Origin of the sequence: Arthrobacter sp. SIMBA_036 (assembly GCF_046535135.1) — a bacterium.
GTDB lineage: Bacteria > Actinomycetota > Actinomycetes > Actinomycetales > Micrococcaceae > Arthrobacter.
Genome location: NZ_JAWRXG010000013.1, coordinates 1 through 15,845 on the forward strand (window position 1 = coordinate 1; position 15,845 = coordinate 15,845).

At 59.0% G+C, this 15,845-nt stretch carries 14 protein-coding genes; 9 read left to right on the forward strand and 5 right to left on the reverse strand.

All coding sequences use genetic code 11. The features are described 5' to 3' along the window. Positions 1-107 precede the first annotated feature (107 nt). From SB659_RS16710 to SB659_RS16730, 5 genes are all read left to right on the forward strand, one after another. Positions 108-2,528 (forward strand): ATP-binding protein, encoded by a 2,421-nt coding sequence (locus tag SB659_RS16710; RefSeq protein ID WP_410551128.1) that lies wholly within the window; start codon positions 108-110, stop codon positions 2,526-2,528. A 74-nt stretch (positions 2,529-2,602) separates the two neighbouring features. Next, the gene (locus tag SB659_RS16715) at positions 2,603-3,412 is read left to right on the forward strand and encodes a pentapeptide repeat-containing protein (protein ID WP_410551129.1); all 810 of its coding nucleotides are present in this window, start codon (positions 2,603-2,605) and stop codon (positions 3,410-3,412) included. Positions 3,413-3,448: 36 nt separating this feature from the next. Then, the gene (locus SB659_RS16720; protein WP_410551199.1) at positions 3,449-4,252 is read left to right on the forward strand and encodes a Cof-type HAD-IIB family hydrolase; all 804 of its coding nucleotides are present in this window, start codon (positions 3,449-3,451) and stop codon (positions 4,250-4,252) included. Continuing rightward, positions 4,228-5,193, forward strand: coding sequence for a PfkB family carbohydrate kinase (locus SB659_RS16725; RefSeq protein WP_410551130.1), 966 nt, complete (start codon positions 4,228-4,230; stop codon positions 5,191-5,193). Before SB659_RS16720 ends, SB659_RS16725 begins: the two co-directional genes overlap by 25 nt. Before the next feature lie 1,810 nt (positions 5,194-7,003). Next, positions 7,004-7,345, forward strand: a complete 342-nt coding sequence (locus SB659_RS16730; protein ID WP_410551200.1) for a hypothetical protein — start codon at positions 7,004-7,006, stop codon at positions 7,343-7,345. 46 nt (positions 7,346-7,391) lie between these two features. Here the strand turns inward: SB659_RS16730 and SB659_RS16735 are convergent, their stop codons facing one another. Continuing rightward, positions 7,392-7,607 (reverse strand): hypothetical protein, encoded by a 216-nt coding sequence (locus SB659_RS16735; RefSeq protein WP_410551131.1) that lies wholly within the window; start codon positions 7,605-7,607, stop codon positions 7,392-7,394. Between the two features lie 201 nt (positions 7,608-7,808). Further along, positions 7,809-8,813, reverse strand: a complete 1,005-nt coding sequence (locus SB659_RS16740) for a hypothetical protein (protein ID WP_410551132.1) — start codon at positions 8,811-8,813, stop codon at positions 7,809-7,811. A gap of 197 nt (positions 8,814-9,010) precedes the next feature. On the opposite strand from SB659_RS16740, the gene SB659_RS16745 reads away from it, so the two are divergent. Further along, complete coding sequence (locus SB659_RS16745) at positions 9,011-9,661, forward strand: hypothetical protein (protein WP_410551201.1); 651 nt, start codon at positions 9,011-9,013, stop codon at positions 9,659-9,661. A gap of 104 nt (positions 9,662-9,765) precedes the next feature. On the opposite strand, the gene SB659_RS16750 is transcribed toward SB659_RS16745, so the two are convergent. Beyond that, entirely contained in the window at positions 9,766-11,127 is a 1,362-nt protein-coding gene (locus SB659_RS16750) for an RNA-binding domain-containing protein (RefSeq protein WP_410551133.1), read from the reverse strand. A gap of 628 nt (positions 11,128-11,755) precedes the next feature. Between SB659_RS16750 and SB659_RS16755 the strand changes: the two genes are divergently transcribed. The 3 genes from SB659_RS16755 (at position 11,756) to SB659_RS16765 (ending at position 14,813) form a co-directional block, all read left to right on the forward strand. After that, positions 11,756-12,118: a type II toxin-antitoxin system RelE/ParE family toxin gene (locus SB659_RS16755; protein WP_410551134.1), complete on the forward strand. Its 363-nt coding sequence runs from the start codon at positions 11,756-11,758 to the stop codon at positions 12,116-12,118. Then, positions 12,118-12,423, forward strand: coding sequence for a helix-turn-helix domain-containing protein (locus SB659_RS16760; RefSeq protein WP_410551135.1), 306 nt, complete (start codon positions 12,118-12,120; stop codon positions 12,421-12,423). The genes SB659_RS16755 and SB659_RS16760 overlap by 1 nt, the downstream gene beginning before the upstream one ends. 686 nt (positions 12,424-13,109) lie before the next feature. Further along, positions 13,110-14,813 carry a hypothetical protein gene (locus SB659_RS16765; protein WP_410551136.1) on the forward strand — a complete coding sequence of 568 codons (1,704 nt, stop codon included), beginning with the start codon at positions 13,110-13,112 and terminating at the stop codon, positions 14,811-14,813. A gap of 189 nt (positions 14,814-15,002) precedes the next feature. Here the strand turns inward: SB659_RS16765 and SB659_RS16770 are convergent, their stop codons facing one another. Together SB659_RS16770 and SB659_RS16775 are read right to left on the reverse strand one after the other, a co-directional pair. Next, on the reverse strand, positions 15,003-15,419 hold the full coding sequence (locus SB659_RS16770) for a hypothetical protein (protein WP_410551137.1): 417 nt from the start codon (positions 15,417-15,419) through the stop codon (positions 15,003-15,005). Beyond that, complete coding sequence (locus SB659_RS16775) at positions 15,419-15,733, reverse strand: hypothetical protein (protein ID WP_410551138.1); 315 nt, start codon at positions 15,731-15,733, stop codon at positions 15,419-15,421. The genes SB659_RS16770 and SB659_RS16775 overlap by 1 nt, the downstream gene beginning before the upstream one ends. Positions 15,734-15,845: the final 112 nt, after the last annotated feature.

Sequence of the window (15,845 nt, forward strand, 5' to 3'; positions counted from 1 at the left end):
CAACCAACCCCAACCGGACCTTTTCCGATGAGGCAACGTACCCGGCTCCGCGGACCTTTTCCATGAGTCAACGCGAGTCCTTGACCTCCGCCTGAGGCGCCCATAGCATGAACCCACTATCGCCTATCCGGTGCGATGTGGGCATATTTGGGGTGTCGGTGAATCGCAATATTGTCGGCGGGTTGTACGGCCGAGACGCGGAGTTGGCGCAGATCAGCAGGACTCTCGAACGCGTGAGCAGACGAGAAACCAGTCCCGCGGGAGCGGTGATCATGCTCAGCGGGGTGAGCGGGGCGGGAAAGTCGGCACTTGCCGAAGCGGTGTTGAAGGCAGCGGAACAACTGGGCTATGACTGCGTCCGCACGGCATGCGAACCTTTCCATGAGGGGATGAGCTACTTCCCGGTGCGCGAACTCGTACGGCAGATGGCGGGGGGCCGCCCCGTGGGAGAACTAGTCGCCGAGCAGTTCGGATCCGGTTCGTCCGAGGTCGAGATGGCGGCCGTGAGCGAATCAATTTCTGCTGATCCAGCCAGCCGCAGAGAGGCTATCGTGGCCACTTTCACCAACGTGATCATGGGTGACTATCGCAAAACCGGATCCCCGCCGAGGCTACTATTCGTCGATGACCTCGAACATTTGGACGTTGGGAGCGCTGACGCGCTGATCTGTTTAGTCTCACGTCTGAATGAAGGTCCGGTCGTCATCCTCGGGGCATTTCGCTCCGACCGGGTAGCGGAACCCACTCACCCCGTCCGTCCTGTAATCGCTTCTGCCCGGCGTATGGAAGGCGTCTACCAGCATCACGAGATCCGAGGGTTCGACCACGTTGGCTTCGGGGCACTCCTGGAATCACTACTCGGCGGTCCCGCTAAACTACCGGAGAAGGTCACTAGAAAGCTTTACGAAGAGACTGAGGGGAATCCGCTCTTTACCCGGGAACTGATCCGAATGCTCTGCTCTCCCGACCCGAGGTCCGGTCGAGTCTCGCTGAGTCAAGTCGAAGATGTCTGGTTGTTCGAGGGAGACATTGGTTCCTGGGACATCCCCGACTCCGTGGAAGAGGTTATTGCTTCTCGATTGAACCTGCTCGACGTCGAAGAGAGGCACGAACTTGAACTAGCCGCAGTCGTCGGCCGACGATTTGCTTTTGCAGTACTTCACGGCTTGATGGAGGCAGGCGAGGACGAACTCCTGCGCGACATGGAAAAGTTCCTCGACGTGGACTTAATTCGTGAACTCCAGACGAGTGACGAGTCCTTCGAATTCTCACATGGCAAGATCCGTGACGTGCTGTATGCGCAGCTTAGTGGACTGCGGAAGCGCCGGTTACACGCCCAGGTTGCAGGCGTCATCTCCAATCTGCGGGCGAGTTCCAACGAGGACTGGGACGCATTGATCGGAGAGCACTTGTATCTGGCTGCCAAGTACTCAGATGCTTTTCCGTACCTCCTCAGGGCGGCTCGCAACGCGCAGGCCACGGGAGCTTCCACTGAGGCTGCAGCGCTATTTGGGAAAGCGCTGGAGTCGTCGGACGGTGTCGTGTTCGACGGGGACGACTCAAGGGCCTCGATTCAGCTTGAGCTCGTGAATGCATACATAAGTGCGAGCGAAGTTGCAAAGGCTGGGCGTCTAATTTCGCAACTGACCGGTGAGGCCAATCCATCCTCGATCAGGACCGTGGCGCTTGACTTACTGGGCGACGTGCTCCTATTCGAGGGTGAGATCGACCAGGCTCTCCGAGCGTATGAAGAGAGTCGCCGACTCGCGGAGGCGCTCGGCGACACGGAGGCTCTATGCGAAGTGCTATGTGATTTGGCCGAATTACATGGCCGACAATACGAACGACAGGCGGGGATCGCGCCAGCCATCGCCGAGAGTCACAGGATCCAGTACATCACACACGTTGATGAAGCATTTGCAATGCGTAATGACCTCCCGCCTGGCCCCCTGCGGGCCCGGGCACTGCGGAATAAAGCGAAGCTGTCGCGCGTTTCCGGCGACCTCTCCGTGGCGGAGAGCCTTTACCGACAGGCTATCGACACCGTGGACGGTCGCGTGGCGAGTCACCGTTTTCTCGTACCCTATGCGAAGACCCTTCGCCGGGCAGGCAAAGCGAATGAGGCGCTCGAACACATAGAGCGTGTGATCTCGTGGAGCACTCAGGTCGGTTCGGCTCGGTCCCAAGCGATTGGTTGGCAGTACAAGGCGACATTCCTCATGACTCTCGCTCACGATGAGAAATCGTTCTCCGAAGCGAATGCGACTGCCGAGCGGGCACTGAATGGGCATCGATCAATTGGCTATGCGCAAGGTATTCGCGAGACCGAGATCGTGCTTGGGGAGATCGCGCTGAGAACCGGTGATCTCCCGCGCGCGCTTGAATGGTTCACCTCGGCAGCTGACGCCCAGGACCTTGAAAGGAACGAGCTGCTGGAGGTAATCGCGATCGAGCTCGAGGCCAACGGGGAGGAAGATCGAGCGGCCCTGATCCGCGATTCAATCGAGGCGGAGGCGGCAACCGCATGAGTCGGCTTTGGTCAAGGATCCGATCGACGAGCCTGCCCGCGCTGGTCCTTGTCGCGGTAATCTTTGTTGTCGGCATGACAATGTGGGCCCTAGGCCCAAGTGAAGGCAACAAGTACTCCGATCTAGGAATCAATCTCGGGGTCGGCGCGGTGATCGGTGTGGCTGTTCTATATGTAGAGGCGGCGGTCGCGAGGGTCGATGCGGAACGTGAGCACCGACTTGCTGAGGAGCAGCGGTTCGTCCAGACGCTCATAGCCGCGGCTGACCTAACTGAGATCCGTATACCGGGCAGGAGCCTGGCGGGGATCATCCTCGCCGCGCGAGATCTCAGCGGTGGAGATCTCACTTCGACCAACCTCACACGTGCAGACCTCCGCAAGTCAAGGCTCTCGAGGACAGATCTGAGCCGTTCTTGGGCCGTTGGTCTCAATCTCCACGGTGCGACTGGCGATGCGCTCAAGGTGAGGAACGTGGATTGGACGAATGCAAATCTCGCGCGCCTCGCCGGCTCTGATGTTGACTTCAGCGAAGCTCGGATCATGGACTCCACCTTCGCGGATGTCCGGCTTCCACGAGTGGTGCTCGACCGTGCAGTTTTGGAACGTGCGGACATGAGGCGCGCCGACCTATCGGATTGCTCTGGCACTTCGGTTGTTCTTCGAGGTACGGATCTGCGGGCCGCCAGTTTGCGTGGGGGCCGCCTGATAGGCGCGGACCTGCGCGACGTTGACTTGCGCGCCGCCGACTTGAGAAACGCTACATTCGAGTCTCCCGATTTACGCGGCGCAGATATGCGTGACTGCAACGTCGAGGGGCTTGTGCTGCGGGAACCGATCGTCGACGATCGGACCCGGCTGCCCGTCGCAAACCCACACCTGACCTAATCGTTCACACCGCGCGAGGAGACCCAAGCCATGGCCATGTTCTGCACAGATATCGACGGTACACTTCTTAACCCGGACCGAACATTATCTCTCCGCACGATCGATGCTGTCAGAGCCATCCGAGCCGCCGGGCATGCTTTCGTGCTTTGTTCTTCGCGGATGCCCGAGTCGATGCGGATCCTCGAGCGACTGTACGACGGTGCCGACGAGCCGCTGATTGCCTACAATGGCGGACTCGTGCTGTCCCGTTCAGGTGCAGTTGTGCACGATATCGCCGTCGCACCGGAGCACGCTCGGAGGATCGCCGAATACTGCTCCCGCGTTAGCCTGCACGCTAGCTTCTTCGCTGGTGAGGATTGGCATGTCTGGGACGATGATCCGTGGACTGCTCGTGAAATCAACAACACGGGGGTTTCGCCGAACGCGATGCTGTCGAAGGAGTACATTTCGTCTGGTCGGGTAGATGCACATCCGCCGCACAAGGTCATGTGCATGGGTGAGCAGTCGTTGATAGATGGGATAGAGGCGCTCCTCAGCACCGAGCCCAATGTCGTAACGTACCGTTCGAAAGACACCTACCTCGAGATCGCCAACTCGGCTTGTTCGAAAGGACTCGGCGTTGAGGCTGCCGCCCAAGAGCTTGGTTATGACAAGAGCGACTGCTACTTTTTTGGCGACAACTACAATGACATCCCGGCCTTCGCCGCCGTGGGAACTTCCATCGCCGTCGCGAACGGCAAACAGGCTGTGCTGGACGCGGCGACGGTCACCACCGCGCGCCATCACGATGACGGTGTCGCAGCGTACCTCGAGACGTGGCTCGCAGCGGCCAGCGCGTGATCCGCACGGTAACCCTTAGCCCAGGATTTGACCACGAGGTACATGTTGACCGCATCGATCCTGGTGAAGTTGGTCGGGTGATGTCGTGGCGTGTTCACGCTGCAGGCAAGGGAATGAATGTCGCGCGCTTCGTCAAGACGCTCGGAGCGGAAGCGCACGCCTACTCCCTGGTCGGTGATCTCGACGAGCGGAGGTTCCGAGAAACGGCGGCGGCTGACGGTGTTCACGTCGACACTTTCGCTGTTCCGGGCCTGACACGAGATAACCTCACGCTTACGAGTGAATCTTTGGGCGCGATGGCGGGGCACGCGAGCGGACCGCGACTCGGCCCAGTCTCGTCGGAAGTAGTTGATCGGCTGTTTTCAAAGCTGCTTTGCGACGTGAGTCCTGGCGATATCGTGGTCTTGAGCGGCGCAATCCCAGACGGTCTGGACGTCGACACATGGGCTCGCATGGCACAGTCTGTCGTGGCGGCCGGCGGCTCTGTGGTTGTCGACGGGCAGGGGGCTGCCCTTGTCGAGGCTGTGCGCACGGGTGTCGTGGCGATGGCAAAGCCAAATGAGCATGAGGCGGGCGCGATTCCTGGTGTGCGAGTCGATGACCCACTCTTGTCACGAGCGATCGCCGGGCTGCGTTGGATGGTGTCACACAGCGTCGACGAGCCCGTCGTATCCCTAGGGGTGCGCGGGATTGTCCACCGTTGGGATGACGCGATCATGCTGACGAGTTGTCCGGTCGCTGAGGCGCGGGTAGCTGTTGCGGCCGGTGACGCATTCGTCGCGGGGTATTGCCTGGGAGCGTCCGGACAAGGGCCAACGAAGTTGAAGCCGATCGATCTTGCTGTGGCCGCAGCATCCGCTCATGTGGCCGGCGATGCAGGGTTGAGGTCGATCCACGAGCGAATCGAGTCGATCGACAGTGCGGTGCTTGACTCGCTCTAAGAGGGCGGAGTGACAGCGGTTTCATGGCTCGGCATGTTGAGCCGTTGGCCTGGACGCCGTCCCTCTTCCTGGAAGGGTCGGCCTCTGGCTGTTTGCGCGGCGGGAATACGGGAGTATGCCTGCGCCTGGCTTCGTGCGAAACGATTGCCCCCGGTGACATGGAAAGAATTTCTGCCTTGGCACTTGTGGAGCAGCTTCTGCTTGATGCTCGTGATGAACGCGGACCTTGTGGCTGAAGTCCGAGGACGGCGAGCAGGCACTGGACCCTTGGGCAGCGAATGGTATTTGGGAATCCCAGCAAAGGGGGGCTAAGCATAAAGCCAGGAGAAGGTCTTTACCTTTGGAAGACGAGAGACTGCTACGTGGTCGGAGTTCATGCCTGACGACTACCGTGCCGAAAGGGGCGATGAAGCTGACCGCTGGCCATCGGTGAGCCGGACAGCACCTCGATTCGTGCCGGATGAATTGCTTGAGCTCCGCTGAACTCCGTCTAGGCAAATCCTTGTGTCTGTCTAGTGAAACCCACGGTTGGCTGAGGCAGCCCGTCGGGCTTCCGATGTGGCCCTCAGGTTGTTGATCTCTGTCATTTACTTTCAGGACCGGTAGGCCATGAAGGATATGGAAGGAGGTGAATCGATTGATGGAAATCGCTGTGTGGTTGCCCACCGGCAACATGGTGCTTTCGCTCGAACTTTCATGGCAGGCTACGGCCTTGGGGGTAGTCGTGACTGGGCAAAAAAGAAGTGTGGACAATGTCCACACTTTTCACGACAGACTGGGTCGTTCAGCCACCGGTGTGGCCCGGATTCCGCATGTTTCCGCCACTTCCCAGTGTTCCCAAGGCCCGGAACCGCGTTCGAGTCCCACCTCGGGCACAGCATGACCCCTCGTCAGAGGGGTTTTTGCCTTTAATGTGTGGACATTGATCCTCTGCGGGTCCCTCTGACGTCGGCCGCGGTTTGTGCGTGGCCCCGCGGTGGCCTGTTCGCTTGTTTGGGTGGCGGGGTCAGGGTGCCTGCAGGTGGCCTGTGCGCCTAGTGGAATCTCGGGTTATGTGTTGTCCTTTCCTGCTGTTTCCGGTGGCCAGTTGTTGGTGCTCACTCATTCATCGCCAGGAGGTGCGGTGACGACATGACGATGCCGAATTTTCGTTGAGGATCGTCCTCGGGTAGTTGCCTTCTGCGAACCAGGTAGTGTGGGCTCATCGTGTGTTTGTCCGGCCAAAGGTCGCGTGCACATCGTGCACACCGTTGTGCACGGGCGGCTTTTCCTCCTGGATTTTGATCCCTCCCTGCAGGTGTCTCCGACACCGCTTCATGCAGTTCTCTGTTGCACGTGACATGACTTCGCGGCCTGGATCCTTGGTCTCATTGGGCGTTCCTGTCAGCGGAAACGTCTTTGGGCTCTTGGGTCTGATCCGTCGGCAGAGTCCAGGTGTGTGGGATCCGGACTCTTCTTCCGGTCCGGGTTGGTTGGCGTTTCATACTTGCATCGGTTTCCTAAATAACTGGACTTCGAGGCTGGTCGGTTGTCGTCTGGATCGGAGATGCGCCCTAGCTTCCTTCCCGCGATGCGTGAGGAATAATGCTCTCTATGACCAGCAGGGAGACCGGTAAGAGGGAAGCCCACAAGCCGGCCACGCGTTCATCTGCGGCCGACGTCGCGGTCACGCGGCCGGAAGCCATGACGGCGAGGGCAAGCCCCGCGAAAGCGGCGGTCGGCCGACAAGCCGGTCTTCGCATATATCGCCAGCCTGCCACAGCCGCAGCGCGGCATCGCCGAAACGGTCGACGCCCTGGCGGCAAAGACGCTGCCCAACCTCCGGCGCTCCGTGAAGTGGGGCATGTCGTACTACGGGGTCGGCGACGGTTGGTGCTTCTGCTGCGGCGCCTTTGCCGGCCATGTCAAGCTCATGTTTGTGAATGGGGCGGCGCTCGAGCCTGTACCGCCGGTGACACCGGTGGGGATGGGCAAGTCCACGCGGGGTGTGGGTGCGGGACCTCCGCTTTCCGGGCAAGCGTCAGGAGTTCGGAGTATTGGATCTTGGATTTCTCGAGAGCGTGGGTGTATGGCGCCCGCCCGTTCATCACGGAGTTCTCCGGGAGATCAACGAAGGCCGACCGGTCAATCGGCACCGACTCTCCCGCAATGATCACGTGCACCGTGAAGCCCCCAAACTTCAGTTCCTATTCGATAGATCAGTCCTTGGTCAATGCCTCCGCAATGTACTCCGTGGCCCATCTCTGGACACGCTTCACACGTCGGGCAGGCTCAGCTACGGATATTGTGGCCACAAGAAGATCCTCCGTGAAATCCTCAAACCGATCCGGAAGCAAGCCATCCGTAGGAACCAGATCAGCACGACGTCCTCCAGGGATCCCAGACTCTTCGGGCAGTTGTGCATCGTGACTCATGCCCCTATTCTGCAACGCTCAAGGCGTAGTCCAGCGGATCTACACTAGCCAACAGAAAACGTCGGGACGCGACCGATTTCGAGGAGCTGCTGTCGCACTTCGACGAAAGGCACGCGGTGCTCAACGCGAATGTGCCTCATCCCGAGACGCGAAGGATCCCCATGCCATAGGGGTCGGATGATCCGCCTTATGGCGAGTGGATCACTCCGTCGGCAGTTGAGCGAGTGCTCGGACACCGGCGACGAACTCCTCAGGGCTCAGCCGGAAACGGCTTCCACGAGGTAGTTTCTTTCCTCCACGGAGGTCTTCGTACTTGAAATCGATGAGACTCGAAGGAACAAGGCGTGGCCTGGTGCGGCTGACCCAGGGCCATCGCTCCGGGTCCTCGCCCTCCCGGTAAGCAGCCCATTCGACGTAGTCCTCCGGCAGAAGCTCCGGATCCGTTGTCACTTCGACTACGACGTAGCAGTCTTTGGTCCCTGTCGCGCAGATGAAGACGAGATCGCCGGTCTTGATAGTGGGCTCTCCGATCCATTTGTCTCCCCGCTTTGAACCGGGGTTCGCAAATCTCCACTCTTGCCGCCAATGGTCTAAGACCGGAGCGCCGTCCTCAACCTTCACCCAGAGAGATCGCTCCGGTTCCCGAGCATCGGCAAGGAGCCGTTCGACGTCAAGAAGCGCTGAGTCTTCATCCTGACCCCTCACTATCGGAGCGGGCGTCGGTAGCTTCTTGGCTTGCTCGGCCAAGATGTCGAGATCGCTCTTCGATATGGATCGGGAAGGCCAGGCGCTGATCATTTTCCGGGCCTCCTCGATCTGGCTAGAATCCAGCTCGACACCAAGCTCGCGGTTCGCATTCACCGAGCTGCCCAGTCCTGCTCCGGTAAGGTTGGCGGATCCGAGGATCCCCCGGTTGCCCACGATGAAGCATTTGGCGTGAAGTCGGTCAACGTGGCGGACCTCGGCTCCCGCGTCGAGCATGAGCACCATTCCCGGGACCGAGAGGAACGCGCTCGCCACGGCAAATGGATCCAGCGTCGTGTAGAGGATCCATGAGCGGGAGGAACCGATCGCCGCGTCGGCGATGCTCCTGCATACGACATAGGAGAGGTAGGGGCTCGCGAGGACGACGTCGCCGTCGGGATTCGAAAGGACCGAATACAGCCAATCCGAGGCGGTGTCGAGTACTCGCAGTTGAGAGGTCATGTAGCCAGCCTAATGACATCCTCCGACAGGTCGCGGAGCCGGCGAAACGAAAAGCGCCCCACCGTTCCAGAAGGCGGCCTGCGAGGGCTCGATCTGTGCACGATGCGGACCGTGCATGAGAAATGTCAGACCCATAGGTAAGTATTGGTCCATGACTACTCCGAGCATACCTTCATCGCTCGCCGAGGCCCTCGAGACTGAACTTCGGCCGCAGAACTCTTTCCCGTGGACTCGGGAGTCGTGGAGCAAGCAAGTGCCACGATCTTCCGGAGGTACTTTCGCTCCGTGAGCGTCTTCCCGAGCGTGTGAGCCGGGAGACGACACTGGCAACTGCTACTGAGGAACTCGACGCCCGTCGTGTCCTCCCGGCATTCGTTGCCGTGATGGTGTGGGGTTGGGGTCCGGGCGGTCTTGGTGCTCTCCGTGCACGCTGGATCCTTACTCAAACCACAGACACCTCGGCCGACGTAACCTCTCTGCCGATCGATCCGGTGGTTGCAGTCAAGCTTGAGGCAGCAGCCAGGTCCGTGCGTAACGACGGCGCGCGGGATGCGTTCTACTTGATGAACAACGAGGGCGCGCTCCGTAATCTTGGCCCGTCGTACTTCACGAAGTGGCTCTACTTCTGTTCGGCGGTGGACGGGGCCGACAGCTCCGACGCTGCTCCCATCTTTGACAAGCAGATAGTTGGATGGCTCAAGAGCGCCGCAGAGGTTTCCCTGGACAGGACCAAGACACCCTCCTACGAGCGTTACCTCGCAATCCTGGAGGAATGGGGCCGTCCGTATGGTCGGACGCGCGCACAGGTCGAGTCGGAGATCTTCCGTTTGGCGACCGGCCGGGGATAATGAAGCGCCGGACGTGGTGTCAGGCGGAGCGACTCCATGTTCCGACTTGTCGTACCTGAGTGAGTTCGAGAGCCAGGTAAAGATCCGCCGTCGAAGTTGGCGGGTTACTCTCGACCGTACATCTGCGACGTCTCAAATACGCCACTCGCCGACGTCATGAATTCGCCCCTCAGAACTCCGTCGTAGTCGGCCATCGTCGCCGTCCAAGTCGCCGAGACTGAGCCAGTGGACCCATCTTCTACGTAAAGCTTGGCTATACGCGCATTGGTTGACACGGTCTGACGGGCCCGAAGTTCATCGATATGCACAACTACGTGAACGTTGGAAGGTCCGTTTTGAAAATGGGTGGAAACATTACCTCGAATATTGGGAATGCGCGATATTGATCTTAAGTGCGCTCTTGTGTCGAACGCACCGAGTCCTAACGGCATAGTGGGGGTTGGCCCCCAGCGCCGTGGCCTGCATGGCATCTCGTCCGAAAGAGAAAACTCCTTCTCAGATGCCTGGACTGCTGAGATTCCGGGATCCAAGTGAATGTCGAACTGCATGCTCTTAATGAACTTATCGGATCGGTTGTCGATGCGGATGACGGCATCGGGCAAACTCGTCGCGAGGAACAGCTGCTTGATTCGCGGCAGGCTATTTAGGGCTTTGTCGGACCACTGCGATATTTGATTCCTATATTGCTCGGGAGACCGGGTTTCTATCGATTGCAGTGTGGCGAACGCCTCGATCAGAGTCTTATCAGCGAGGCCGAGCTGCTGCGACGACGATCCGTGTATCGATGAAGAGCTCTTTTCTGGCAGGGCCCGGAGAAGACTTTGGGCAATCTTGCGTATGTACTCTTCGTCATGCGCTGGGTCGTCAACGACCTGATAGAGCGGAGACGTGAGGCTTGCCGCGATTTCCGGCACCGGAGTCCTTGGTTTGGCTCTTGCTTGCAGGCGGTTGAGGTCCGCGCTCCGAGCCTTGCGGGACTCCGTCTTGTACCGAACGTAGACGTCTCCGTCTGCAACTCCTGCACCGTCCTTGTGGCAGATATACATCGGGTCCCCCTCGAGCGGAGGTGCGACATCGATGATCAAAATCTCGCGATCAGAACTGAGCGCAGGTAGCCGGATTCCCCGCCAGTAGGGTCCGTCAGGAGTGAGATATGGCTCCAGGCGACTCTGGAGCTGGTGGTCTTCGGTCCGGGAAAGGCCCGCGAGCTGGCCGTCGTTGATACCCCAAACCATAAGCCCGTGGCCACCCATGTACCGCTCGGCATCACCTGGATCACGGTTGGCCATTGCGAGAATGCACTTGGCTAACTTTGCCAGATCTTCGCCCTTCATTGGGTCGCCCTGGGACTTCTGTTCAAGCCACTCTGATTCGTAGTTGTCGTGCTTGACGATGGCCTGGAGCAGCTTTTCCCAGTCCGCTGTAGATCGAGGCAGCTTCGCCTCATCCCAATCCAGCTGGCTCATCGAGCGGGCCTCCAATTCGTTACGTACCGCGTCACGCGCTAGTCTACGAGGCGTATCTCAAGTACGACGTGACTATTCAAATACCTGCCTCGCTCACGAGCTCGTCACATTACCCTCGATCGCTGGGGCTCGATAGGTTGGCTCGTTTCGGAATGGACAAAATGCGATTTTCATAGGGAGTTCTGGGGGTCGCTATCCGCGACGAAGTGCCCGAAGCCGCCACCGTGCCGGATGCGTTCCATCTATTGAGACTGGAATCAGGCAAGGTCGGTGAAGTCCGCCGCATGGCCCAGCAGGCCGACCTCGGTCACCGTGGACGCAAGGGCGACCAGCTCTACGGGATCCGCCGGACCTGCAGATCGGCACCGAAGACCTCACCGACAATCAATCCAGAAGCTTCCAAACATCCACCACGCCAGGACGAAGCGGGCAGGGAACTCGTCAACAAGGTGATCACCTTATTTCCGTCCTGCGCGGTCCCGGAATTCTCACTCACGATCGAAAGAAAGTCCTCCGGACCACTATTCAGAAGCGAACCCAGCTCTTCTCAGCAAGCTGACGACGGATTAGGCGAGTGTCTGCTCCCAATGAATATAGTCCTTGGGTTGTAGAACCTCTGGGTTGTATCATGGAGTCGGTGTGGGATATTGACGTTGAGTTGGTGGAGTCGTGGCTGCTTGCGCTCGATCAGGACTCGTACGAGCAGGTGATTGCCGCGTTGGAGCTACTTGCCGAGCGTGGGCCGCAGCTTGGCCGTCCGCTGGTCGATACGGTGGTTCGTTCGCGGCACAGGAATATGAAGGAACTTCGGCCGGGGTCGAGTGGCCGGTCGGAGCTGCGGATCTTGTTCGCGTTTGACCCTGAACGGCATGCGATCCTGCTTGTTGCAGGTGACAAGGCCGGCAACTGGAGCAAGTGGTACAAAACGAATATCCCGATTGCGGATGACCTGTTCGATGATCATCTGAGAATTCTGAAAGGAGGATCGTAATGGTAAAGACGATCGAAGAGATGCTGGCCAAGCGGGCTGTTGACCGGGTTGCTGTGGACGCCCACAAGAAGCATCTACTCGATGAGGTCCGGGCTTACCGGCTTCGGGAACTTCGCGAGGCATCGGAGTTGACGCAGGTCGAGTTGGCTGCACGGCTGCACGTCAGCCAGAACCGGATCTCTCGCATTGAGCACGGCGACATCGACCGCGCCCAGGTCGACACGCTGCGGAAATACGTCGAAGCGGTCGGTGGCCGGCTTCGTGTCGAGGTTGAACTCGGCGACGAGCGGATCCAGATCGCCTGACCCGGCAACCTATTCCCGGACGTTTGAACAACTTGGGCGTGGCTGGGAAGCGGGTTCAAAGCCGAAAAATGGGTATGCACAATGTGCACACTCATCCCGTCGGACTCTGTCGTACCGGTGCCGGACTGGGGCGTTCTTCTCGGCATGTTTTGGGAACTTCCCTGTGTTTCCGGTGTCTGGAATGCATTTCGAGGCCAACCTCGGGCACGTTTTCCCAGCTCAGGGGCCCTTTTTGGGCCTCAGAGCGTGGACAAATTTTTGTTGTGAAGGGCCCCTTCGGGGGCCTTTCGTGTGTCCGGTGCCTCGCTTTCACTGGGGCGGTTGTGCGGTCTTGCTTCTTCATGGTGATCTCCGGCCTAAACGACATGAGTGTGCTGCTTCGGAGTCACACCTCTCCAAGGTGGATGGTTGGGGCGGGCCGAGACCGAAGACTTCGGTAGCCGTGTAGTCGCAAGATGACTCCCGGAGCGTCATCGTCGCTGTCATCCTCGCGGCCTTCTGTGTGACGTACGTTTCTCACTGGTGGCAGCGATTTCAAAATGGTATGTAGGGCTTAGCGGCTCATGCCGCTCTCCATGTGAATAGTGTCCGGTTGAAATCGGGACTGCTGACCGGCTGTCTCGCGAACTCGCGGAGACGGCATAGGCTTGCCCTACAAAACCCCCAAGGAAGGGAAATCCTACGGAATGACCGATATGCAGTCAGCCGCTAGCCTGGTTAGCGTGGCTTCTAGGCGCGCCGATGAAGTTGAAGATTATGTCTTTTTGCCCTCCGGTGTTGCTGAGGAAACGTTGCGTGCATTTGGCGATGGCCAGGCGGTCCATAGCCGAGATAAGGCCGCTGCCGTCCTGGATGAATCGAAGAGGAAATCCCGCCGCAGGGTGGATTACTGGCTCAAGGCGCTGACTCCTGAGGTGATTCTTGATAGCGGCCTGCTCTGGTCAGTATTAGGAGAGACGACTGAAGGGCTGTATGTCGGCAGGAAGGCCGGCTTCAATAGATTGCAGTGGATGATCGCGGCGGCCGCAGGCGGGACCGATTGCGACTCCAGTGCCCTGAAGGGCTTCGTTGCGGCGTCTGCCGAGTGGATCGCAGCGGATATTCTGGCCAACAGGTTCCGGCAAGCCCAGTTCGAGGTCAGTCGAGGCGTCGATACGAATCCGTGGTTTGAATCCGCCCGACGTTACATGCACGTCGCAGTTCACGTGCGGTGGGCGTCGGAACTCATCTGCATGTCCGTCGCCCACGAAGTCGCGGACAAAAGCGACAAGTATGCAGAATTGAGCATCGTCACCCCCAATGCGGTGGGCGAGATTTTCAGGTGGGTGGAAGCGAAAGGACGAAGCCGCGACGCCGATGTCTCGGCCGGCCCTGCCGTTGGAGTACCTGAGCTTTCGGGGGATGCTCTTGCACTTCTGGATGCACTTTCTTTGTCGCCAGGTTTTCTTAGAGGTCGTCCTTCGGACGCTCTGATGTCCGATCTCCGCAACGAGGAATACCCGTTCGTTCGATTTACTAGTGGGGTTATGCCCGTGTCGGACCGGGAAGCGAGTTGTCGACTGGAACTCGCCCTGTTCAGTCTTGCGCGCCGTTTGTTGAATGATGACAAGGATCGGTCTGACCTGTTCGAGGCCACAGTACGGCGCTCACTGCAAATAACCGTCCCCAGCGACATGGCGGTGGGCGACGGGGAAGCAGCGTGTCCCATACCCGCTAGCAAGAATCCAGGCCAGACTGACTTTGTCCTACGAGGGGCGGCTTCAACCTACATCGGCGAGTGTAAATCGATGGTGGCCTCGCCAAAGACCACCAGCGTCATCAATAGCTTTCAGACCGATGTCGGCAAAGCGACGGACCAGGTTAAAGTGCGGATGGAGGCCTTGGCCGCTGGAGCGATGATCACCGTGGACGGCCAGCCCTGGGCATCGCCGGGAGGCTCCATCTATGGTTTGGCAGTGCCGCTTCACGATTACGGGGGCGCTGTCTGGCGTCATGACTGCCTTCCGTTGGTCGGTGGGCTTGTGGCAGAACTTGGCGTCATTCCACTGCACCAGTTGGTGATGGTGATGAGAGCAATGAGATCGGAGAAGGACCTGGCGGCTTATCTAAGCTTCCGATTCGCCTTGATCGGGATGGGTTACGAGTCGTTTGACGAGCTTGACCTGCTAGTACCTTTCTTGTTCCCATCCGAGCACGAGGCCCAGCAGCCATGGCAGGGCAGGGGACCCGACTTCGTACCGCCGTCGCTGCATCTCGGAATTGAACACTGGGCGAGGCTTAGCGACCCTGCACCGAAGTCAGCCGACGCGTGGCGACGCAGGCTTAAAGACATCGTGCGCATAGAGACCAGGGACGACCACCTTCCTCCGTTCCCCGCGCAGGCGTTCTAGCCTGCTCGGTTACTCCCATGGAGGTGTTTCTCGTCGGGTTGGTGCGTCTACGGCAAAGGGGGCGGTGTCGATCCATGCGTCCGTCAATTCTCGAAGCTGTGGCATTTCCGCGAGTTGTTGGAGGAGAGCCATGATGGGCGCAGATGAAGAGGGCCAAACAGAAGGATATCTGCTCCGACTCTCAAAGCATCACGTTTGCCAAGCGGCTGAACAAAGTAGAACGGCTGCGGCTGCGGCCAGTACAAGCGAAGCCCAATAGCAAACAAAAGAGGCCTGCGGATACTTAAACCAACGATCATCTGGCACCGGATCGGCCACTTTTATGCCATCGTTCAACTGCTTCTTCGACAGCTCCGCGGCCGCAAACACGTAACCAAAGAAAGCTCTACCTAGGAATACGCCGGCGCTCAGAATGAGTGTGATGAACAGCGCTCTCATCCAGTGTGGAGCAGCTTCGAATGAATCCTTGGCCAAGTCGCCGAACAAGACGAGGGCACCAATACCACCACCGAGATAGGCGCAGAACTGCTTCCACCGGTCATAGTCCGCTAGCCGGAGGCCTATCGTCTCCGCCTTCCTTTGCCCTGCCTGCTCCGGGTTACCCATCACCGATAGATTAGGCCGTCGAACACCTCACGCAGTATGTCCTTGATGCGCATCAGCAACTCCTGACGGATGCCCCGATCACCACTGATTTCTCGCGCCATGGAAGCGAACGCCACAGTCTCAGCAAGATATTCGATGTATTCCAGAGGTTCGTTACCGCGCAAACTTTCCAATGCTTCTTCAATTGCTGCGTCAACTACTTCTGACTTCAGAAGCTGGCCCTCATCGTGGTCGATCCCGTAGCGCTGCAACCTTTGGAGTGCCAAAAGCTTCCCAGCCAGCCTTGGATCAAATTCAGTTCTTTGCTCGGTCACAGTGACTCCTTTGGCTACAAGCCTGGCTGCTGGGAAAGAACGTACGCAAATCGTTGCACACCAAAGGAGCGCTGACAATGGTGATCTCTTGCTGAGCGCCGGTGAGCAATCA

Bases quoted from the DNA above. Each gene is read 5' to 3' on its own strand.
- SB659_RS16710 (WP_410551128.1), top strand. From the start codon at position 108: ATGAACCCACTATCGCCTATCCGGTGCGATGTGGGCATATTTGGGGTG.
- SB659_RS16715 (WP_410551129.1), top strand. From the start codon at position 2,603: ATGACAATGTGGGCCCTAGGCCCAAGTGAAGGCAACAAGTACTCCGAT.
- SB659_RS16720 (WP_410551199.1), top strand. From the start codon at position 3,449: ATGTTCTGCACAGATATCGACGGTACACTTCTTAACCCGGACCGAACA.
- SB659_RS16735 (WP_410551131.1), bottom strand. From the start codon at position 7,607: ATGAGTCACGATGCACAACTGCCCGAAGAGTCTGGGATCCCTGGAGGA.
- SB659_RS16740 (WP_410551132.1), bottom strand. From the start codon at position 8,813: ATGACCTCTCAACTGCGAGTACTCGACACCGCCTCGGATTGGCTGTAT.
- SB659_RS16750 (WP_410551133.1), bottom strand. From the start codon at position 11,127: ATGAGCCAGCTGGATTGGGATGAGGCGAAGCTGCCTCGATCTACAGCG.
- SB659_RS16755 (WP_410551134.1), top strand. From the start codon at position 11,756: ATGGAGTCGGTGTGGGATATTGACGTTGAGTTGGTGGAGTCGTGGCTG.
- SB659_RS16760 (WP_410551135.1), top strand. From the start codon at position 12,118: ATGGTAAAGACGATCGAAGAGATGCTGGCCAAGCGGGCTGTTGACCGG.
- SB659_RS16765 (WP_410551136.1), top strand. From the start codon at position 13,110: ATGACCGATATGCAGTCAGCCGCTAGCCTGGTTAGCGTGGCTTCTAGG.
- SB659_RS16770 (WP_410551137.1), bottom strand. From the start codon at position 15,419: ATGGGTAACCCGGAGCAGGCAGGGCAAAGGAAGGCGGAGACGATAGGC.